General features: G+C 60.7%; 20 protein-coding genes and 6 tRNA genes. All 26 read right to left on the bottom strand.

Annotation, left to right across the window (positions count from 1 at the left end; translation table 11 throughout):
* Positions 1-30: 30 nt before the first annotated feature.
* The 26 genes from ASN89_RS26350 to ASN89_RS26220 all read right to left on the bottom strand — a co-directional run bounded on the left by ASN89_RS26350 (position 31) and on the right by ASN89_RS26220 (position 20,528).
* Positions 31-1,518, bottom strand: a complete 1,488-nt coding sequence (locus ASN89_RS26350; RefSeq protein WP_058051306.1) for a SulP family inorganic anion transporter — start codon at positions 1,516-1,518, stop codon at positions 31-33.
* A 269-nt stretch (positions 1,519-1,787) separates the two neighbouring features.
* Positions 1,788-1,861, bottom strand: a tRNA-Cys gene (locus ASN89_RS26340).
* A 42-nt stretch (positions 1,862-1,903) separates the two neighbouring features.
* Positions 1,904-1,979, bottom strand: a tRNA-Gly gene (locus ASN89_RS26335).
* 82 nt (positions 1,980-2,061) lie between these two features.
* A tRNA-Gly gene (locus tag ASN89_RS26330) sits at positions 2,062-2,137 on the bottom strand.
* A gap of 55 nt (positions 2,138-2,192) precedes the next feature.
* Positions 2,193-2,268: transfer RNA gene (locus ASN89_RS26325), tRNA-Gly, on the bottom strand.
* Positions 2,269-2,339: 71 nt separating this feature from the next.
* A tRNA-Gly gene (locus ASN89_RS26320) sits at positions 2,340-2,415 on the bottom strand.
* 92 nt (positions 2,416-2,507) lie between these two features.
* Positions 2,508-2,583: transfer RNA gene (locus ASN89_RS26315), tRNA-Gly, on the bottom strand.
* Positions 2,584-2,682: 99 nt separating this feature from the next.
* A complete protein-coding gene (gene pgsA / locus ASN89_RS26310) occupies positions 2,683-3,273 on the bottom strand; it encodes a CDP-diacylglycerol--glycerol-3-phosphate 3-phosphatidyltransferase (RefSeq protein ID WP_058051304.1) in 591 nt (196 codons plus the stop codon).
* Positions 3,274-3,398: 125 nt separating this feature from the next.
* Positions 3,399-5,279, bottom strand: a complete 1,881-nt coding sequence (gene uvrC, locus ASN89_RS26305; RefSeq protein WP_058051303.1) for an excinuclease ABC subunit UvrC — start codon at positions 5,277-5,279, stop codon at positions 3,399-3,401.
* Positions 5,280-5,292: 13 nt separating this feature from the next.
* The gene (acpS, locus tag ASN89_RS26300; protein ID WP_058051302.1) at positions 5,293-5,688 is read right to left on the bottom strand and encodes a holo-ACP synthase; all 396 of its coding nucleotides are present in this window, start codon (positions 5,686-5,688) and stop codon (positions 5,293-5,295) included.
* Between the two features lie 22 nt (positions 5,689-5,710).
* A complete protein-coding gene (gene pdxJ, locus ASN89_RS26295; RefSeq protein ID WP_046683974.1) occupies positions 5,711-6,472 on the bottom strand; it encodes a pyridoxine 5'-phosphate synthase in 762 nt (253 codons plus the stop codon).
* A gap of 42 nt (positions 6,473-6,514) precedes the next feature.
* A complete protein-coding gene (gene recO, locus ASN89_RS26290) occupies positions 6,515-7,357 on the bottom strand; it encodes a DNA repair protein RecO (protein ID WP_058051301.1) in 843 nt (280 codons plus the stop codon).
* Positions 7,358-7,385: 28 nt separating this feature from the next.
* A complete protein-coding gene (era, locus tag ASN89_RS26285) occupies positions 7,386-8,288 on the bottom strand; it encodes a GTPase Era (protein WP_046683972.1) in 903 nt (300 codons plus the stop codon).
* A gap of 1 nt (position 8,289) precedes the next feature.
* On the bottom strand, positions 8,290-9,105 hold the full coding sequence (gene rnc / locus ASN89_RS26280) for a ribonuclease III (protein ID WP_046683971.1): 816 nt from the start codon (positions 9,103-9,105) through the stop codon (positions 8,290-8,292).
* Positions 9,106-9,179: 74 nt separating this feature from the next.
* Positions 9,180-10,097 (bottom strand): signal peptidase I, encoded by a 918-nt coding sequence (lepB, locus tag ASN89_RS26275; RefSeq protein WP_058051300.1) that lies wholly within the window; start codon positions 10,095-10,097, stop codon positions 9,180-9,182.
* Positions 10,098-10,100: 3 nt separating this feature from the next.
* Positions 10,101-11,891, bottom strand: a complete 1,791-nt coding sequence (gene lepA, locus ASN89_RS26270; protein ID WP_058051299.1) for a translation elongation factor 4 — start codon at positions 11,889-11,891, stop codon at positions 10,101-10,103.
* Between the two features lie 303 nt (positions 11,892-12,194).
* The gene (locus ASN89_RS26265; RefSeq protein ID WP_058051298.1) at positions 12,195-12,440 is read right to left on the bottom strand and encodes a glutaredoxin family protein; all 246 of its coding nucleotides are present in this window, start codon (positions 12,438-12,440) and stop codon (positions 12,195-12,197) included.
* 54 nt (positions 12,441-12,494) lie between these two features.
* A complete protein-coding gene (locus ASN89_RS26260; protein WP_058051297.1) occupies positions 12,495-13,991 on the bottom strand; it encodes a DegQ family serine endoprotease in 1,497 nt (498 codons plus the stop codon).
* 243 nt (positions 13,992-14,234) lie between these two features.
* Positions 14,235-14,570, bottom strand: a complete 336-nt coding sequence (locus tag ASN89_RS26255; protein ID WP_058051329.1) for a sigma-E factor negative regulatory protein — start codon at positions 14,568-14,570, stop codon at positions 14,235-14,237.
* A 72-nt stretch (positions 14,571-14,642) separates the two neighbouring features.
* Positions 14,643-15,266 (bottom strand): RNA polymerase sigma factor RpoE, encoded by a 624-nt coding sequence (gene rpoE, locus ASN89_RS26250; RefSeq protein ID WP_058051296.1) that lies wholly within the window; start codon positions 15,264-15,266, stop codon positions 14,643-14,645.
* 76 nt (positions 15,267-15,342) lie between these two features.
* The gene (locus ASN89_RS26245) at positions 15,343-15,852 is read right to left on the bottom strand and encodes a hypothetical protein (RefSeq protein WP_058051295.1); all 510 of its coding nucleotides are present in this window, start codon (positions 15,850-15,852) and stop codon (positions 15,343-15,345) included.
* Between the two features lie 151 nt (positions 15,853-16,003).
* Positions 16,004-17,254 (bottom strand): beta-ketoacyl-ACP synthase II, encoded by a 1,251-nt coding sequence (fabF, locus tag ASN89_RS26240; RefSeq protein WP_034749634.1) that lies wholly within the window; start codon positions 17,252-17,254, stop codon positions 16,004-16,006.
* Between the two features lie 29 nt (positions 17,255-17,283).
* Complete coding sequence (gene acpP, locus ASN89_RS26235) at positions 17,284-17,523, bottom strand: acyl carrier protein (protein ID WP_008449912.1); 240 nt, start codon at positions 17,521-17,523, stop codon at positions 17,284-17,286.
* Positions 17,524-17,701: 178 nt separating this feature from the next.
* A complete protein-coding gene (gene fabG, locus ASN89_RS26230; RefSeq protein ID WP_034749638.1) occupies positions 17,702-18,445 on the bottom strand; it encodes a 3-oxoacyl-ACP reductase FabG in 744 nt (247 codons plus the stop codon).
* A gap of 49 nt (positions 18,446-18,494) precedes the next feature.
* Entirely contained in the window at positions 18,495-19,436 is a 942-nt protein-coding gene (gene fabD, locus ASN89_RS26225; protein ID WP_058051294.1) for an ACP S-malonyltransferase, read from the bottom strand.
* 93 nt (positions 19,437-19,529) lie between these two features.
* The gene (locus ASN89_RS26220) at positions 19,530-20,528 is read right to left on the bottom strand and encodes a beta-ketoacyl-ACP synthase III (protein ID WP_034749645.1); all 999 of its coding nucleotides are present in this window, start codon (positions 20,526-20,528) and stop codon (positions 19,530-19,532) included.
* Positions 20,529-20,538 lie beyond the last annotated feature (10 nt).

Raw genomic sequence — 20,538 nt, 5'->3', positions numbered from 1 at the left:
CACTCCACAGACATTCAACAATCGCCTATTTTACGCCACGCTCACATCCACGCCCGCGCGCTGCAGCAAGACCTGGTTGCGGGGAGACAGATGCGTCACCTGCAGGTGCTTGCCCGCCTTTTCATAACGCTCATACAAGGCTTCGATGGCGGCGATGGCCGAGTGATCGGCCATGTGCAGGTGCCGGCAGTCGAGGATGACGCGGGCCGGGTCGGTCGCCGCCTGGAACAGTTCCAGGAAATGCGTGGTCGAGGCGAAAAACAGGGTACCGTGCGGCAGGTAGACGCGCACGCCTTGTGCACCATCATCGATGTCGGCACGCATGTCGCGCGCATGTTGCCAGGCGAAATTCAAGGCCGCAATCACGATGCCGCACAGCACGGCCAGCGCCAGGTCCGTAAACACCGTGATCACCGTCACGGCGACGATCACCAGCGCATCCTGCAGCGGCACCTTGCCCAGCACGCGCAGCGATCCCCAGGCAAACGTCTGCTGCGCCACGACGAACATCACGCCGACCAGGGCGGCCAGCGGGATGCGTTCGATCAGCGGCGACAGGAACAGGATGAACAATAAAATCATCACGCCGGCCGTCACTCCCGACAGGCGCGAGCGCCCGCCCGAACTCAGGTTGATCATGGTCTGCCCGATCATGGCGCAACCGCCCATGCCGCCAAACAGGCCCGAGACGACGTTCGATGCGCCGAGGGCGATGCATTCGCGGTTCGGCTGGCCCCGCGTTTCAGTCATCTCATCAGTGAGATTAAAAGTGAGCAAGGTTTCCAGCAAGCCCACCATGGCCATCAGTGCAGCATACGGAAAGATGATGTGCAAGGTCGCCATGTCCAGCGGCACGGTAGGCCAATGCAGGGCCGGCAAGCCGCCGGCGATATGCGCGAGGTCGCCCAGGGTGCGCGTGGGCAGCTGCAAGAAATGGCTGAGCACGCCCACGCCCAGGATGGCCACCAGCGCCGGCGGCACGGCTTTTGTCAGGCGCGGCAGCACGTAGACGATGGCCATGGTGAGCAGCACCAGCGCGCTCATCACGTACAAGGGCGCGCCTTGCAGCCAGGTTTCGCCTTGCGGCGTGGCCTGGCGGAAGTGTTCCAGCTGGGCCATGGCGATGACGATGGCCAGGCCATTCACAAAGCCCAGCATCACCGGGTAGGGCACCATGCGGATCAGCTTACCCAGGCGCAAGATGCCGAACAGCGCCATGATGATGCCGCTCAGCACCACGGTGGCCAGCAGATATTGCACGCCATGCTGGGCCACCAGCGCCACGATGACAACGGCCATGGAACCTGCCGCGCCCGAAATCATGCCGGGGCGCCCGCCAAAGATGGCCGTGAATGCGCAAATGATGAAGGCGCCATAAAGGCCCATCAGGGGATTCAGTTGCGCCACGAGGGCAAAGGCGATGCATTCAGGCACCAGCGCGAATGAGGTGGTCAGCCCCGCCAGAACGTTTTTTTGTATGTTCGAGAACCACTCATCCCGAAAAGTTGCGTTGATCATTGATGCGTATCCAAAGTCGGAACAGAGAAAATGCCGGCCTGATGGGCAATCATCAGGCGCAGCCATGCCAGCGGGCGTCACAGAAAAGCCGCGCTGCGGTTGAACGGAGCAGGAAAGTCGTCAGTGACTACATGGGTATGGCGGAAAGGGGAAGTTTCATCAAGGCGCCAGGCGGCGCGGTTGAGCTCGTTGGCATTATACAAGATGCGCAGACGACAAAAACATGGGCAAAAAAATAGCCCACTCGAAAGCGGGCTATTTTTTTCATCTGGAGGCGAGGACGGGAATCGAACCCGTCTAAACGGCTTTGCAGGCCGCTGCATAACCTCTTTGCTACCTCGCCAGAGGAACTGCTTGGATGCGCCTTGCGGCCCACCTTGAAAACTGGAGCGGGAGAAGAGTCTCGAACTCTCGACCTCAACCTTGGCAAGGTTGCGCTCTACCAACTGAGCTACTCCCGCATTGGAGCTTATTACCGCCTAATCGCGCCACGTACCGCGGCGGATAAAAAAAGGAAGCCAGCTTAGCTTCCCTTTAGAATTCTGGAGCGGGAGAAGAGTCTCGAACTCTCGACCTCAACCTTGGCAAGGTTGCGCTCTACCAACTGAGCTACTCCCGCATTGGAGCTTCTATTTTCTGCTACTGCCATCTTGCTGTACTGCTTCAGCTTTCGCTGGAGCGGGAGAAGAGTCTCGAACTCTCGACCTCAACCTTGGCAAGGTTGCGCTCTACCAACTGAGCTACTCCCGCATACGAACCGCTATTTTACTGCTTTTTACTACCGTTTACCAGTGCTGCTTTACTGCTGATCCAGTATTCACTGGAGCGGGAGAAGAGTCTCGAACTCTCGACCTCAACCTTGGCAAGGTTGCGCTCTACCAACTGAGCTACTCCCGCAGTGGACAACATTGTATCAGAAGCTCTACTACATCGCCAGTACTACTTTTTACTGCATTCGCTGTTTTTACCTATGACACGATCCAGGAAACTGGAGCGGGAGAAGAGTCTCGAACTCTCGACCTCAACCTTGGCAAGGTTGCGCTCTACCAACTGAGCTACTCCCGCGTCATCAACAACAGGCCAGCATTATAGAGGGATTACAGGGGCTGTCAACGGGCAATATCTGGTCTTTTGCAAAATATTCCGCCGAAAATAGCCGCCTGCTTATTCCTGCTGCAAATTTCCCGCTTTTTCCTTGATGAGTGGCCATGCCAGGCGCAAGTAATAGAACATCGACCACACCGTCAGCACGCAGGCGATCCACAGCAGCTTCTCGCCCCACACGTGGGTATCGATCGCGCCAAAGATCACTTCGTGGTACAGCAGCAAGGGAATGGCTGTCATTTGCGCGGCCGTCTTGATCTTGCCGATCGAGCTGACGGCCACCGATTTCGAGGCGCCGATCTGCGCCATCCATTCACGCAGCGCGGAAATCGTGATTTCGCGGCCGATGATGATGAAGGCCAGCACGGCATTGACACGGTCCAGCTGCACCAGCACCAGCAAGGCGCCCGCCACCATCAGCTTGTCGGCGACCGGGTCGAGGAAGGCGCCGAAGGCCGACGTCTGGTTCCAGCGCCGCGCGAGGAAACCATCGAACCAGTCGGTCACGGCCGCAACGATGAAGACCAGGGTGGCAACCAGGTTCTGGTCGCCGTGCAGCAGCATCGACGGCGGCAGGTAAAACACGCCGACGACGAGCGGTATCAGGGCCACGCGCAGCCAGGTCAAAAGGATGGGAATATTAAAAGGCATAAGAGAGCAATCGGCCGACGGGTAAATTGAACATGAAGAAAGCGTGAAGAAAGCGCCACTAGTCTACATGGCCCCAGGGTATTAGCCTAGTCCGGTTGCCGCAGCGCCGGACCAGGCACTATCCATCAATGCAACTGCCTGTAGATTTCTTCCGCCAGTTGCGTGGAAATCCCCTCCACCGACATCAGGTCCTCGACACTGGCGTCGACCACGCCGCGCAAGCCGCCAAAGCGCGACAGCAGTTTTTGCCTGCGCTTGGCGCCGATGCCCTCGATCTCTTCCAGGCGCGATGTCTGGCGCGTCTTGGCCCGCTTGGCGCGCATGCCGGTAATGGCGAAGCGGTGCGCCTCGTCGCGGATTTGCGCGATCAGCATCAGGGCCGCAGATTCCTTGCCCAGCTCCTGCGCCGCGCGGCCATCGACGAACAGCAGGGTTTCCAGGCCCACCCTGCGCCCCTCCCCCTTGGCCACGCCGACAATCAAGCTGGTATCGAGTCCCAGCTCGGCAAACACCTGGCGCGCCATTTCGATCTGGCCCTTGCCGCCGTCGATCAAGACCACGTCGGGCATCACGCCATCGCCATTCGCCACCTTTTCGTAGCGGCGCATGAGGACCTGGCGCATGGCCGCGTAATCGTCGCCGGGCGTGATGTCGTTGATGTTGTAGCGCCGGTATTCGCCGTTCTGCATGGCGTGGTGGTGGAACACCACGCACGACGCCTGTGTCGCCTCGCCCTGCGTATGGCTGATGTCGAAACATTCCACGCGCAGGCTGTCGAGGTCTTCCGTTTCCAGGCGCAGCGCTTCGGCCAGCGCGCGCGTGCGCGACTGCTGCGAACCCTGCTCGGACAACAAGCGCGCCAGCGAAATCTCGGCCCCCTTCTGCGCCATTTCCAGCCACTGGCGGCGCTGTCCCTGAGGCTGGAAAATCAGATTGATGCGGTGGCCGCACTGCTCCATCAGGGCCACCATCAGGGCCGGCTGGTCGAATTCGATATTCAGGATCAGGGTGCCGGGAATGAATTTTTCCGTGTAGTGCTGGGCCAGGAAGGCGGCCAACACCTCCACCTCGATGGCTTCTTCTGCAATCGCCGCAGCATCGCTGAGCTGGCTGGGGAAATACGCGCGGTCGCCCAGATGCCGTCCGCCGCGCACCATGGCCAGGTTGACGCAGGCACGCCCGCCCTGCACCAGCACGGCGATGATGTCGACGTCAGCGTCACCCGTCGTTTCCATGCTTTGCTGGTGCAGCACGCGCGACAGCGAAGCGATCTGGTTGCGTACCACGACGGCCTGCTCGAATTTCAGCTCGGCGGCAAACGCGTGCATCTTCTTTTCCAGGTCGGCCATCACTTCGCTTTGCCGCCCGCGCAGGAAGCGCGCCGCGTTTTCCACGTCGTTTTTATAATCTTCCTTGCTGATCAAGTCCACGCACGGCGCGCTGCAGCGGCCGATCTGGTGCAGCAGGCAGGGCCGCGTACGGTTGGCGTAGACGCTGTCCTCGCAGGTGCGGATGAGAAACACCTTTTGCAGGATCTGCATCGATTCCTTGACGGCCCAGGAACTGGGGAACGGCCCGAAATACTGGTTTTTCTTGTCCACCGCGCCCCGGTAATACACCATGCGCGGCGCGTCACCATTCGTGATTTTCAGGTAGGGATAGGATTTGTCGTCGCGGAACAGGATGTTGTAGCGCGGCTGCAGCGCCTTGATCAGGTTGTTTTCCAGGATCAGCGCTTCCGCCTCGCTGTGCGTCACCGTCGTTTCAAGGCGCGCGATGCGCTCGACCATCATGGCGATGCGGGGGCTGGCCAGGTTTTTCTGGAAGTAACTGGAGACGCGCTTTTTCAGGTCGCGCGCCTTGCCGACGTACAGCACCTTGTCGGCGGCGTCGAAATAGCGGTACACGCCAGGCAAATTCGGCAGCTTGGCGACGGTGGCCAGCACCTGCGCGCGCGGGTCGGGCGCCGTCTCGGCCAAGGTAGATTCTGGGGTTGCTTCGGTCATTGCTGGCTCATTGTTACACTGCTTGCTCCACGATCACGAACGCGACCGCATACTCTTCTTCATCGCTGATCGTCACTTGCGCGCTCAAGCGGTTTTTTTCCATGAACTCGGCCAGCACGCCGCTGCAGACGATCATCGGCTTGCCGCTCGGGTGGTTCAGCATCTGCGCGGCGGGCCAGGTCATCGGCATGCGCAAGCCCAGGCCGATGGCCTTGGAAAACGCCTCCTTGGCCGCGAAGCGCGTGGCCAGAAAGCGTACCCCGCGCACGGCGTTCTTGGCGCTGCGGGCGCGGAACTTTTCCAGCTCCTGCGGTCCCAGTATCTTTTTCGCGAAACGCTCGCCGTGGCGCGCCAGCGCCGCCTCGACGCGGGGGATCTTGCAGATGTCGGTGCCGATGCCGTAGATCATGCTGCCTCCTTTGTGCGCGCGTTTATGCTTTGCCAGCGAGGCGCGTCGCCACCATGATGGCCTTCATTTCACGCACGGCGTTTTCCCAGCCGACAAACACGGCATGCGCGACGATGGCGTGGCCGATGTTCAACTCGCTAATATCCGGAATGGCGGCGATGGCCTGCACATTGGTGTAATGCAAGCCGTGGCCCGCGTTGACCTTCAAGCCGCGGCCCACGCCGAACAGCACGCCCGCCTTGATGCGCTCCAGTTCCGCCAGCTGCTCGGCGCCTTGCGTATCCGCATAGCGCCCCGTGTGCAGCTCGATCACGGGCGCGCCGAGCTCGGCGGCGGCAGCGATCTGCTGCTCGTCCGCATCGATGAACAGGCTCACGCGGATGCCCTCGCCTTGCAATTGTTTTACGGCCGCCTGCACTTCCTTGAAGTAGCGCACCACGTCCAGGCCCCCTTCCGTCGTCACTTCCGTACGCTTTTCCGGCACCAGGCAGACGTCCGCCGGCTTGATACGGCAGGCGAAGTCGATCATTTCCCGTGTCACGGCCGCTTCCAGGTTCATGCGCGTAAGCAATTGCGGCGCGATGGCGATGACGTCCGCATCCTTGATGTGGCGGCGGTCTTCACGCAAATGCAGGGTGATGGCGTCGGCGCCCGCCTGCTCGGCCAGCAGGGCCGCGCGGATCGGGTCCGGATAAGCGGTGCCGCGCGCATTGCGCAAGGTGGCCACGTGGTCGATATTCACGCCCAGGTCGATGACGGGGCCGGAAGGCTGCAAAAAGCTCATAGTGATGGTATCCGTAAAGTGCTGTCGTGCGGCAAACCGCAGCTACAACTGCATTAAATCGATCAGTATCTGGCGCGTATTCAAGGTGGCGCCACCCAGTTGATGGGCCAGCAAAAAGCGCATCAGCAGCTTGCTTTGCGCCTGCGTGGCCACGTCAAGATAATCTTCGCGCTCCATGTCGAGCAGGGTCTTGCCCGTGATCTTGGGCCAGGCGTCGGCGGCGCGCGCCGGACGCGGTCCCCGTTCAGGGTCGACCACGTACACCTGCCCCGCATCGACGGCCTGGCGCGTGCCCGTGCAGCGCGTCAGGTCGGCCGCCACGCCCGTTTCCTTGAGCAAGGCGCGCTCGAACTTGCGCAGCACGATGGGCGGCGGCTCATTGTGCGCCAGTTGATTCAAGGTGGCAACGTAGTGGTCAAACAGGACGGGATGGGGGTCGTCGCGCGCCAGCAGTTTCACCAGCAATTCGTTCAGATAAAAGCCGCACAGCAAGGCGGTCTTTTCCAGCGGCAACATGCCCCCTACCCACTCGGCGCCAGTCAATATGCGCAGTTCGGATTTACCCGTCCAGCCCGCCTGCAGCGGCTGGAAGGTCTGCAGCACGCCGCGCAACTGCGAGTGGGGCCGCTTGGCGCCCTTGGCGACGAGCGCGATACGGCCATATTCGCGTGTAAACACGTCGACGATGAGGCTGGTTTCCTTATGCGGATAGCTGTGCAGCACGAAGGCCGGCTGGCCCGTGACCTTGCCGTCGCGCGCGGGCGGACGGCTGCGGCGGGGCGCGGCGGATGCGGGAATTGCGGCCGGCGGCGCAATGGCCACCGGCACGGGGACAACGAGGGAGGCTGGCGCAGGATCGTGCAGCGCTGGCGTGGTGGTGCTCATGCGTGTGGCGTCGCCCCCGGGTTGCGGATTACTCGTAGCCGTAGGCGCGCAAGCCCGCCTCGTTGTCGGCCCAGCCCGACTTGACCTTGACCCAGATTTCCAGGTATACGGGGCCGCCGAACAGCTTTTCCATATCCAGGCGGGCCTGGGTGGAGACTTCCTTCAGGCGCGCGCCCTTGTTGCCGATAATCATGGACTTGTGCGTATCGCGCTCGACCAGGATGGCGGCGAACACGCGGCGCAGGTCGCCTTCCTGCTCGAATTTCTCGATCAGGACGGTGCTCGTGTACGGCAGTTCGTCGCCGACAAAGCGGAACAGTTTTTCGCGCACGATTTCCGAGGCGAGGAATTTCTCGCTGCGGTCCGTGATGTCGTCCGGTCCGAAGATGGGCTGGTTTTCCGGCAGGAAGCGCTTGATTTCGTTCTGCAAGCCTTCCAGCTGGAAGTGCAGCTTGGCGGAGACGGGCACGATGGCGGCGAAGTCGCGCATGGCGGCGACCTTTTGCGCGAACGGCAGCAGCACGGCCTTGTCTTTCACGCGGTCCGATTTATTGATGACGAGAATGCACGGCACTTCCTTCGGCAGCAGGTCCATCACTTGCTGGTCGGCCGGGCCAAACGTGCCCGCCTCGATCACGTACAAAATCACGTCCGAAGAAATCAGGGTGTTCGTGACGGTCTTATTCAGCGTCTTGTTCAGCGCGTTCGAGTGGCGCGTCTGGAAACCAGGCGTGTCGACGTAGATGAATTGCGCGTCCGGCACCGTCTGGATGCCCGTGATGCGGTGGCGCGTGGTTTGCGCCTTGCGCGAAGTGATGCTGACCTTCGCGCCGATCAGCACGTTCATCAGGGTCGATTTGCCCACGTTCGGGCGGCCCACGATGGCGATATAGCCGCAGCGGAAGTTGTCGGGCATTTTGGTGGCTGTCATGCTAGTGTCGATTCTGTTTAGTGTGAGCGGCGATCGCCGGGGCTGCAGGAGCTGGCGCGTCGTCGCTCTGGATGGTGGCAATGCCGGCCAGCTTGAGCTGGGCGGCGCGCGGTTTGGGCTTGCGGCTGGCGGCAGGCGACTTCAGCAGCGCCTGCTCGGCCACGTCCAGCGCCAGTTTGGCGGCGGCTTGCTCACCGGCGCGGCGGCTTCCGCCACGGCCGTAAACCTGGATGTTCAATTTCGGCACCAGGCATTCGATCTCGAATTCCTGGCTGTGGGCGGCGCCGTGGGTGGCCACCACGTTGTACTGTGGCAGCGAAATTTTCTTGCTTTGCAAAAACTCCTGCAGCAGGGTCTTGGCATCCTTGCCCAAGGTTTGCGGATCGACCGAGTCGAGGATGGGAATGTAGAACGCGCGGATCACCGTGCTGGCCGCATCGAAGCCCGTGTCGAGGAAAATGGCGCCCAGCAAGGCTTCCAGAGTATCGGCGAGGATCGATGGACGGCGGAAGCCGCCCGATTTCAGTTCGCCTTCGCCCAGGCGCAAAAATTGCGACAATTCCAGCTTTTGCGCGATTTCATACAGCGACTGCTGCTTGACCAGATTGGCGCGCAGGCGCGACAGATCGCCTTCATCGATGGACTTGAAGCGTTCGTACAGGATGGAAGCGACCACGCAGTTGAGGATGGAGTCGCCGAGGAATTCCAGCCGCTCGTTATGCAAACTGCTGTGGCTACGATGCGTCAAGGCTTGCTGCAACAGGCCAGCATCCTGGAACGTATAGCCTAAACGGGTTTGCAATAGCTGAAGATTCATTGTTGTTTCTGTGTCATCTGAGTAATTCGGCTGGCCGCCGCGCGGGGAATCGGCACGGCAGCCATAGGGACGGCCTAGTGTATGCCGCCCACACGTTTCGGATTGCTGAAGTTCATCCACACGAGGAAAGCCTTGCCGACGATGTTTTCGTTCGGCACGAAGCCCCAGTAGCGGCTGTCCGCGCTATTGTCGCGGTTGTCACCCATCATGAAGTAATTGCCTTGTGGCACTACACACGTAAAACCGTCTTCGTTGTAGTCGCACGCATCCTTGTGGGGGAAATCCTTCACTTCGCGCAAGTTCAACGTTGGAGCAGGCTCGTCGTTGAGGATGCGGTGGCTCACGCCCGTCAGGTTTTCTTCCAGCTGCTTGTGGTAGACGGTGCTTTCATCGTCCAGGTAGTCGTCCAGCGGCGTGTACGCCACTTCCTTGCCGTTGACCGTCAAGCGCTTGTTTTCATAGGTGATTTTATCACCGGGCACACCGATCACGCGCTTGATATAGTCTTGCGACATATCTTTCGGATACTTGAACACCATCACGTCACCGCGCTGCGGATCATTGACTTCAATGATGCGCTTGTTGACGATCGGCAAACGAATGCCATAGGTGAACTTGTTCACCAGGATCAGATCGCCCACCAGCAAGGTCGGCACCATCGAGCTCGACGGGATCTTGAACGGCTCGTACAGGAACGAGCGCAGGCAGAACACGAGCGCGATGACGGGGAAGAAGCTGCCCGAATACTCGACCCAGGTCGGCTGGCGCAACAGGGCCGCCTCGATGCTGGCCCGGCTGCCGCCCGCATCGGACTTGATGCCCTCGGCGGCCAGCTTGGACTGGCGCGCATCGAATTCAGCCAGGGCGCGGTCGGCCGCCTTGCGGCGCTGCTTGGACAGATAAAACACATCCAGGCACCAGACCAGCCCCGTCAACACCATCAGCACAAACAGGATTAAAGCGAAATTTCCTAAAATCACTTGCAGGTTCATTGATTAACCATCCACTTGTAAAATTGCCAGGAATGCTTCTTGCGGGATCTCCACGGAACCCACTTGCTTCATGCGTTTCTTGCCCGCTTTTTGTTTTTCCAGCAATTTTTTCTTGCGGCTGATGTCGCCGCCATAGCACTTGGCCAAGACGTTCTTGCGCAAGGCTTTTACGTTCTCGCGCGAAATGATGTTCGCGCCGATAGTCGCTTGGATGGCCACGTCGAACATCTGGCGCGGGATCAGTTCACGCATCTTGGCGGCCACCTGACGGCCACGGTACTGGCTGTTCGAACGGTGGACGATGATGGCCAGCGCATCGACTTTTTCGCTGTTGATCAGCATGTCGACCTTGACCACATCGGCCGCGCGGTATTCCTTGAACTCGTAATCCATCGAGGCATAGCCGCGCGACGTCGATTTTAGGCGGTCGAAGAAGTCCAGCACGATCTCGGCCATCGGCATTTCATACACGAGCTTGACCTGGCGGCCGTGGTAGCTCATATCCATCTGGATGCCGCGCTTGCCGATACACAAGGTGATCACGGAGCCCACGTATTCCTGCGGCATGTACAGATTGACCGTGACGATAGGCTCGCGCACTTCCTCGATGCGCGAGGGATCGGGCATCTTCGACGGATTGTCGACGTTGATCATGGTGCCGTCGCGCTGGATCACTTCGTACACCACGGTAGGCGCCGTGGTGATCAGGTCCATGTCGAATTCACGCTCGAGGCGCTCCTGCACGATTTCCATGTGCAGCAAGCCCAGGAAGCCGCAGCGGAAGCCGAAGCCCAGCGCCTGCGACACTTCCGGCTCGTACATCAGGGCCGCGTCATTCAGTTTCAGCTTTTCCAGCGAGTCGCGCAGCGCGTCATACTGGTTCGCTTCCACAGGGAACAGGCCGGCGAACACTTGCGGCTGCACTTCCTTGAAGCCAGGCAATGGCGCAGCGGCAGGACGGTTGGCCAGGGTGACGGTGTCACCCACTTTCGCCGCTTTCAATTCCTTGATGCCGGCGATGATGAAGCCCACCTGGCCTGCCGACAATTGCGGCAAGGATTGCGAACGGGGAGAAAACACGCCGATGTCTTCCACCAGCTGCACCGAATCGGTGGCCATCAGGCGAATCTTGTCTTTCGGTTTCAGGGTGCCGTTGATGACGCGCACCAGCATGACCACGCCCACATAGGCGTCATACCAGGAGTCGACGATCAGCGCCTGCAGCGGCGCCTCGGGGTCGCCCTTCGGTGGCGGCACCTTGACGATCAGTTGCTCGAGCACGTCCAGCACGCCGAAGCCCGTCTTGGCCGAGCAATGCACGGCGTCACCGGCGTCGATGCCGATCACGTCTTCGATCTCGGCAATCGCGCTCGGTGGGTCCGCGTTCGGCAAGTCGATCTTGTTCAGGACGGGCACCACTTCCACGCCCAGGTCCAGCGCCGTGTAGCAGTTGGCCACCGTTTGCGCTTCCACGCCTTGCGACGCGTCCACGACCAGCAGCGCGCCTTCGCACGCCGACAGCGAGCGCGACACTTCATAGCTGAAGTCGACGTGGCCCGGCGTATCGATCAGGTTCAGGTTATATATCTGGCCATCGCGCGCCTTGTAGTGCAGGGCCGCCGTTTGCGCCTTGATGGTAATGCCGCGCTCGCGCTCCAGATCCATCGAATCGAGCACCTGCGCCTCCATCTCGCGGTCGGACAAGCCGCCGCACAATTGAATGATGCGGTCAGCCAGGGTCGATTTACCGTGGTCAATATGGGCGATGATGGAGAAATTGCGTATGTTGTTCATTAACTAATATATGTGCGAGTGACGACACTGCTTAACAGGAATCAAGGGGATCATGCCCGGGCCAAACCAGGCACCCCGCTCATGATGAAAAAAGCGCTCCGAGCAGGACATCTGCATGCCCAAGCGAGCGCTTTTGAAGCGACAGAAGCTGCTGCCTCGGACAGTAGCTTTTTCGACCTCCCCATTTTACCGGATTTCAGAGTAGAAAGCCCGTCTTATGAGGCCGGCACCGGGGCAAGCCGACATTTTCAGCTGTTTTCAGCACCAGAATGGTGCAATGCAGTGTCAATATTGACAATCAAACTACACCAGGCAGCGCCGCACGGCCGCCTCGTCAAGGAAATAATGGCAGAGCTCAGGCTGCGCCAGGTCGCCAAACAGCACCGGCACCAGCTCGTCGAAACGCGCCAGCAGCGAGGCGTCGGGCGAGGCATCGATATCGATCACGTCCACCGTGAACGGTTTTTCGGGCGGCTGCAGCAGGAGCAAGGCGTCCAGCATGTCCTGGCAAAGGTGGCAATAAATGCGGGAATAGAGGGTAAAGTGCATGGCGGGCAGGATACCGCATCCCGGCCGCGGCCGGAATGCGGGATGATCACATGGTTACTTCGCCGACGGGCGCAGCGAAACGAATTGCGCCGTATCGCCACGGCGCACCAGCATGGCCGACGTCTTCTTCGGATCGAGCTTGGCGACCAGGGCATTGAACTGTTTGGCATCTTTCACGGCAACGTTATTCAGTTGCAAGATCACATCGCCAGGCTGCAGGCCGGCCAGGGCCGCCACCCCATCGGCCTCGTCGACCAGCACGCCCGCGTCGATCTTCAGCTCCTGTTTCTTCGCGGCCGGCACGTCGCTGACCTTCAATCCCAGTGCATTGACGGCTTGCGCTTCCGGCTCCTTGGCGCTCTTCTTCGCCGTTTTCTCGCTTTCCAGCTCGACGACGGTGACGGGGATGTCCTGCTGCGCACCCTTGCGCCACACGGTCAGCGTGGACTTGCCGTTGACGGCGGCGCCACCCACCAGGCGCGGCAGGTCGGAAGAGCGCTCGATCTGGGCACCGTTGAATTTCAGGATGATGTCGCCCGGCTTGATGCCCGCCTTGTCGGCCGGACCGCCCGGCTCCACCATCGACACTTGCGCGCCCTTGGCATTCGGCAAGCCCAGCGATTCCGCCACGTCCTTGCTCACTTCGCCGATCTGCACGCCGATACGCCCGCGCACGACTTTACCCGTCTTTTTCAGCTGCTCGCCCACGCGCATGGCTTCATCTATGGGCACGGCGAACGAGATGCCGTTATACGCGCCGGACAGGGTGGCGATCTGCGAATTGATGCCGATCACTTCGCCGCGCATATTGATCAGCGGACCGCCCGAGTTGCCGGGGTTGACGGCCACGTCGCTCTGGATCAGGGGCAAATAGTCGCCCGTGTCGCGCGACTTGGCGGAAATAATGCCGGAAGTCACCGTGTTTTCCAGGTTGAACGGCGAGCCGATGGCGATGACCCACTCGCCCACGCGTATCTTGTTGGAGTCGCCGATGGTCAGACGCGGCAGATTGCCGCCTTCGATTTTCAGCAGCGCCACGTCGGTACGCGCATCGGCGCCGATCACCTTAGCCTTGAATTCGCGCTTGTCCGTCAGGGTCACGTAGACTTCATCGGCGCCATCGACCACGTGGGCATTGCTCAGCACGTAGCCATCGGCAGAAATGATGAAGCCGGAACCGACGCCGCGCTGCACTTCCTGTTCCTGCGGCACGGCGCGGCGGCCGCCGCGTGGCGCCTGCTGGCGCGGTGTCGGCATGGCGCCGCCAAAGAAGCGGCGCAGGAACTCCTGCATTTCCTGCTCATCCTGGCTGCCGGCACCGGGGCCGCTCATCTTCAGGCGCTCGGTGGTGCGGATATTCACGACGGCCGGGCCGACGGCGTCGACCAGGTCAGAAAAATCAGGCAGTTTCACGGCCGGCACGGCGGCCTGCGCCTGTGGCGCCAGGCCCAGCATGGTGGGAGCAAAAAAAACGCCAGCCGTACCGAACAATAAGGCGGAAAGTGTCTTCACTGAAAACGACTTGCTGGCAGCACACATGTTTTTTTTCATGGAATGGATCTTCTCGAATATATAAACGGATCAAAACGGGGATCAGGCGATTTCCTGCTGCATGCTTGGCCGTCACGACGACATCCCAGGGGCAAACCCACCTGGCAGCGTGCATGGCAAACAATGCAACAATATATCGCAAAAGCAAGATATTGCCTGCGCACAGTGTCAATCGTACCGAAGGCCAGTGTCAAGGGGGCGACGGGGACGTTAAGCCTGGTATAAGATGGCGCAGCGGCAACGCTAACGCTGCGCCAGCGGTCCCGCTTCCAGCGGCTCGGCTGTGTTCGGCGGCACGATGGCGGCGGACAAGGGCAGCGACGGCTCCGCAGCGGCAGCCGGCCCCTCTGGCGCCGCCTCGGCGGCCAGGCAACTGGCCAGGCGGGCATCGAACTGGGCGCTCAATGCATGGCCGTACTGCTCCGAGCGCAGCACGTCACCGATATGGCGATAGGCATCCCAGGCCTGCCGTCCCTCATCCGTATCGAGGGCGGCAAAAGCCAGTTCGAGTTCGCTCGCCGCCAGCTCGCCATCGGCCAGGGCGGAAATAGTCTCGTGCAATCGTGTGTGCGTATCCATGATGGGTCCTGCCATTTCAAAAGGATCGGTGCGGAAACCGGACGCAGCCATGCCAGCCTCATACTCCCCAGATTACCAGCGCTTGTCAATCGGCATGTCCAGCAACGGTTTCAATTTCTCCGCAATCACTTCGCGCGCGCGAAAAATCCGGCTGCGCACGGTGCCGATGGGGCACGCCATGATTTCCGATATTTCTTCATAGCTCAGGCCCTCGATCTCGCGCAGCACGATGGCGGTGCGCAATTCGATGGGCAGCACATCCATGGCCGCATTGACGGTGGCCGCAATCTGCTTGCTGGCCAGCACCGATTCCGGCGTATTGTTGTCGCGCAATTTATTGCCATCATCGAAGGACTCCGCCTGCTCGGCGTCGGTATCGCTGGACGTAGAGGCGCGGCGCCCCTGCATGACAAGATAATTCTTGGCCGTATTGATGCCGATGCGGTACAGCCAGGTATAAAAGGCGGCATCGCCGCGAAAATGGCGCAGCGCCCGGTATGCCTTGATAAAGGTTTCCTGCACCACATCTTCGGCCTCCGCCGGGTCATGCACAAGGCGCGACACGAGGCGCATCAAGCGGCGCTGGTATTTCGATACCAGCACATCGAATGCCCGTTTGTCGCCAGCCTGCACCCGCTCGACCAGTAACTGATCATACTCGCGCTCTGTCCTCACGCCCAATGCCCCTGTAGTCATGCAGCGTGGGCGCCTGTATGGATATAGAGTTGGCCCGCTGCAAGAAGTTCAGTGTTCGCCCCACATTTATTCTTCCCTACCCCCGCGCCGCGATGGCCCGGCACGCCACGGCCAACGGGCGGAAGGCGGCGCAGCTGCTGCCGCGCTGCACCAGCACATCCGCGCGCCGCCCTGCGGCATCTGCCAGGCACAGCACCAGCAGCGCCGGCCACAACGTCGAGCCCGGCAACAGGCGCAGCCCCGGGGGCACCAACGGCGCCGGCCCAGCCGGCTCCGCCACCCCGTTGGCACCCATCCCCGACGCCCCGCCACGCTCCAGATATACCGCCAGCCGCAACTGGCCAACCGGCGAAATATCAAGCGTCTGCGGCTTTCTGCGCTTGCGCAGCAAAGCAAGCAAAAACATGCCGCCAACCGCACTCAACAGCGCACCGCTCGAGCCCAGCGCATACCCGCCCACCATCTGGCTGTGGCCAAGGCCGGGGCCGGACAGGGCCGCAACGCGCCACGCGCCGCTCAAGGGCCAGGCGGCCAGCAAGGCGCACAGTCCCAGCACCGCTTGCAACAGGCGCAAACAGACAGGCATGCGGATGACAGCCGCTACTGCAATTGACATACTTCATGGGAGAAAAAAGGCGCGCCGGCAACATGCCGGGCAAATTCAGGCGCCAACGAACGTTGGCGCCGAATCAGCGCTCACTACAGTTTGACCGTAGCGAGCGCTTGAAAGTTCCTGCTTATTTCGCTTTACCGAAAATCAGCGTGCCATTCGTTCCGCCGAAGCCGAACGAATTCTTCACTGCATAATCGATCTTCATATCCCGCGCCGTATTGGCACAGAAATCGAGATCGCAAGCCGGATCCTGGTTGAAGATGTTGATGGTCGGTGGCGACACCTGATGGTGCAATGCCAGGACCGTAAACACCGCTTCCAGACCGCCCGCGCCGCCCAGCAAATGGCCCGTCATCGACTTGGTCGAGTTGACAACCAGATTCTTGGCGTGCTCGCCGAAGGTGCGTTTGATGCCCATCACTTCCGCCACGTCGCCTTGCGGGGTCGACGTGCCGTGCGCGTTCAGGTACTGAATCTGATCCGCGTTCAAGCCAGCGTTGTTGAGGGCCGCGATCACCGATTTGCTGCCGCCGCTACCATCTTCCAGCGGCGAGGTCATGTGATAAGCATCTGCGCTCATCCCGAAACCATGCACTTCGGCATAGATCTTGGCACCACGGGCCACCGCGTGCTCGTACTCTTCCAGCACCATGACGCCAGCGCCCTCGCCCAGCACGAAGCCGTCGCGGTCGGTATCCCACGGACGCGATGCCGTTGCCGGATCGTCGTTGCGGGTCGACAAGGCACGTGCCGAAGCGAAACCGCCCAGGCCCAGTGGCGACACGGTCGATTCAGCACCGCCGGCGATCATGACGTCGGCATCGCCGTACTCGATCATGCGCGCTGCGGCACCGATGCTGTGCAAACCGGTGGTACACGCAGTAACGATCGCCAGGTTCGGGCCCTTCAGACCATATTTGATCGAAAGGTTGCCAGAAATCATGTTAATGATCGAGGCAGGCACGAAAAATGGCGAGATACGGCGCGGACCGCGCTTTTCGTACTCGGACTTGGTTTCCTCGATCAGCGGCAAGCCGCCGATACCGGAACCGATGATCACGCCGATGCGCTCGGCGTTTTCTTCGGTCACTTCCAGGCCGGAGTCCTGCATCGCCTGGATGCCCGCAGCCATGCCGTAATGGATAAAGGTATCCATGTGGCGGGCTTCCTTACCGGAGATATACTCTTCGATATTGAAGCCTTTGACTTCACCAGCGAAATGCGTGGTGAATGGCTGTGCATCAAACTTGGTAATCGTGGCAATGCCGGATTTACCTTCAATGATTGCGCCCCACGCCTCGGCAATAGTATTGCCGACAGGTGAAACGCAGCCCAGGCCGGTGACAACAACACGACGGTTTTTAGAACGGCTCAAGCGATTCTCCTGAAGTCGGTCAGACAGGCTTAGGCCTTGACGTGTGCAGTGGCGTAGTCGATCGCCTGTTGCACGGTGGTGATTTTTTCAGCTTGTTCGTCAGGGATTTCCATTTCGAATTCGTCTTCCAGGGCCATGACCAGTTCCACGGTGTCCAGGGAATCGGCGCCGAGATCGTCGACGAAGGAGGATTCGATTTTGATGTCTGCTTCTGCAACGCCCAGTTGCTCAGCGACGATTTTCTTAACGCGTTGTTCGATATCCGACATGTTATGGCTCCAAAGTGTGTGTTACGGAAAGTGCGCGCATTTTATCAGGTTTGCGCGTCCGAATACTAATTTCGGTGTCTGCTGCTAATTCGACCGAAGCTGCTGCTAAAAGATGCGATTATAGACAAAAACGGCCGTTGAATCATGCCACAAACGCCCGTCCCGTCTAGCTTTCACATCAATTCATGTACATCCCACCGTTCACGTGCAGGGTCGTGCCCGTGATATAGGCCGCTTGCGGCGAGGCCAAAAAGGCCACGGCCGCTGCCACGTCTTCCGGCTTGCCCAGACGGGACAGGGGAATTTGCGTCAACAGGGCCGCGTGCTGCTCTTCGCTCAGCGCCTTGGTCATGTCGGTATCGATGAAGCCCGGCGCGATGCAGTTCACGGTAATGTTGCGGCTGCCGATTTCGCGCGCCAGGGCGCGGCTCATGCCTTCCACGCCGGCCTTGGCCGCCGCGTAATTCATTTGCCCCGGATTGCCCGACGACGCCACCACCGACGTGATATTAATGATACGCCCAGTTTTGGCTTTCATCATGCCGCGCAACACGGCGCGCGACAGGCGGCCGACGGCCGACAGGTTGGTGGAAATGACGCTGTCCCACTCTTCATCCTTCATGCGCATGGCCAGCTGGTCTTGCGTGATGCCCGCATTGTTGACCAGGATCGACAGGCTGCCGTAGGTTTTCTGCACTTCGTCGACGACGGCCGCGCAGCGCGCCGCATCGGTGACGTTCAGGACCAGGCCCTTGCCCGTCACGCCTTCGGCGGCCAGGTAATCGGTGATCGCTTGCGCGCCGCTTTCCGAGGTGGCGGTGCCAACGACGGTAGCGCCCTGTTTGCCCAGTTCGGTGGCGATGGCGCGGCCGATGCCGCGCGAGGCGCCCGTGACCAGCACGACTTGATTTGCTAAATTCATGAGTATCCTTAAGAGCAAGCGCGGCAGGCAAGCTGCCGCGATCTGATGTTTATTTGAGCTGCGTCAAAATGCGTTCCAGCGATGCCTGGTCGACGATGGCGTCGCCCACCAGCACGGGATCGATGCGCTTGGCCAGGCCCATCAGGACCTTGCCCGGACCGCATTCGATCACTTGCGTGATGCCGTCGGCCGCCACTTTTTGCATGGTTTCCACCCAGCGCACGGGGCTGGCCGCCTGGCGCACGAGCGCATCCTTGATGCCGGTCACATCGTTGACGATGGCCACGTCGACGTTGTTGATCAGGGCGATTTGCGGCGCCGAGAACGTCAAGCCGGCCATGTATTCGCGCAAACGGTCCGAGGCCGGTTTCAGCAGCGACGAGTGGAATGGCGCGGAAACGGGCAGCTTCATGGCGCGCTTGGCGCCCTTGGCCTTGGCCAGTTCGCAGGCGCGCTCGACGGCAGCCGTATGGCCGGCGATGACCACTTGCGCTGGCGCATTGAAATTGACGGGCTCGACCACCAGGGCCGGGTTTTCCGCCGCCGCTTCCGCACAGGCGGCGCGCACGTCGTCATCCGATAGGCCCAGCACGACAGCCATCGTGCCCTGCCCCACGGGCACGGCTTCCTGCATGGCTTGCGCGCGGAAACGCACGAGCGGCACGGCATCCGTGAACGAGATGACGCCGGCGGCGACCAGCGCCGAGTATTCACCGAGGCTGTGACCGGCCACGACCGTCGGCACGGGACCGCCGGCCGCCAGCCAGGCGCGATAGAACGCTACGGCCGCCGTCAGCATCACCGGTTGCGTATTGGTGGTGAGATCCAGTTCTTCCTTAGGACCTTCGGCGATCAGCTTGCCCAGGTCGAATTGCAGGGCATCCGACGCTTCGGCCACGGTCTGCGCAACCACGGGGTTGCCGGCGAAACCGTCGAGCATCGCAATCGCTTGCGAGCCTTGGCCTGGGAAAACAAATGCAAATTGTGTCATATCGACTCCGTTTTTTACTATTTATTCAGAGAACCAAATGCAACTGCTGGGGTACGACCCGGCGGGTCGGACCCCGAAATCAGCCTTCGGCCATCACATCTTTGCCAGCACGGCGCCCCATGTAAAGCCGCCGCCCACGCCTTCCATCATGACGTTGTCGCCCTTCTTGACACGGCCATCGCGCACGGCGATGTCGAGCGCCAGCGGGATCGAGGCGGCCGAGGTATTGCCATGCTGGTCGACGGTGACCACCATCTTTTCCAGCGGCAAGCCGAGTTTCTTGGCCGTACTGTTCATGATGCGGATGTTCGCCTGGTGCGGGATCAGCCAGTCGATCTGGTCCGATGTCATGTTGGCGTGTTCCAAGGCTTCGTGCGCGACTTTTTCCAGCACGGACACGGCCAGCTTGAACACGGCCGGGCCATCCATGTACAGGAAGGCGCTACCGTCGAGCGCGCCGCCAGCCAGGCTGCCCGGCACGCTGAGGATGTTCGAGTGGCGGCCGTCCGCGTGCAGCTTGGTGGCCAGGATGCCCGGCTCTTTTGACGCCGTCATGACGATGGCGCCGGCGCCGTCGCCGAACAGCACGCAGGTGCCGCGGTCGTCGAAATTGAGGATGCGCGAAAACACTTCGGCGCCGATCACCAGCACGTTCTTGTGCATGCCCGACTGGATGAAGCTGTCGGCCGTGGCCACCGCATACACGAAACCGCTGCAGACGGCTTGCACGTCGACGGCGGCGCAGTTGTTCGTGATGCCCAGCTTGTTTTGCACGATGCAGGCCGTGCTGGGGAAGCTGCCGAAGAAATCGGGAGTCGAGCTGGCGACGATGATCAGATCGAGGTCGTTGCCGTTCAGGCCAGCCATTTCCAGGGCCTTCTTGGCCGCCTCCACGCCCAGGTCCGAGGAATTTTGCGTTGGCGCCGCGTAATGGCGCGCCGAAATGCCGCTGCGCGAGACGATCCATTCATCCGACGTCTCGATGCCCTTGGCGGCGAGCTGTTCGGTCAAGTCCTGGTTGGTGACGCGCTTCTCCGGCAGGTAGCTGCCGGTACCGATAATTTTGCTGTAAGTTTTGCTAAAAACAGTCATGCAAGTACCC

The organism is Janthinobacterium sp. Ant5-2-1, from assembly GCF_001445815.1.
Lineage (GTDB): Bacteria > Pseudomonadota > Gammaproteobacteria > Burkholderiales > Burkholderiaceae_D > Janthinobacterium > Janthinobacterium lividum_E.
Note: the sequence above shows the minus strand (reverse complement) of the source record. Positions and strands in the feature narration are given on the sequence as shown.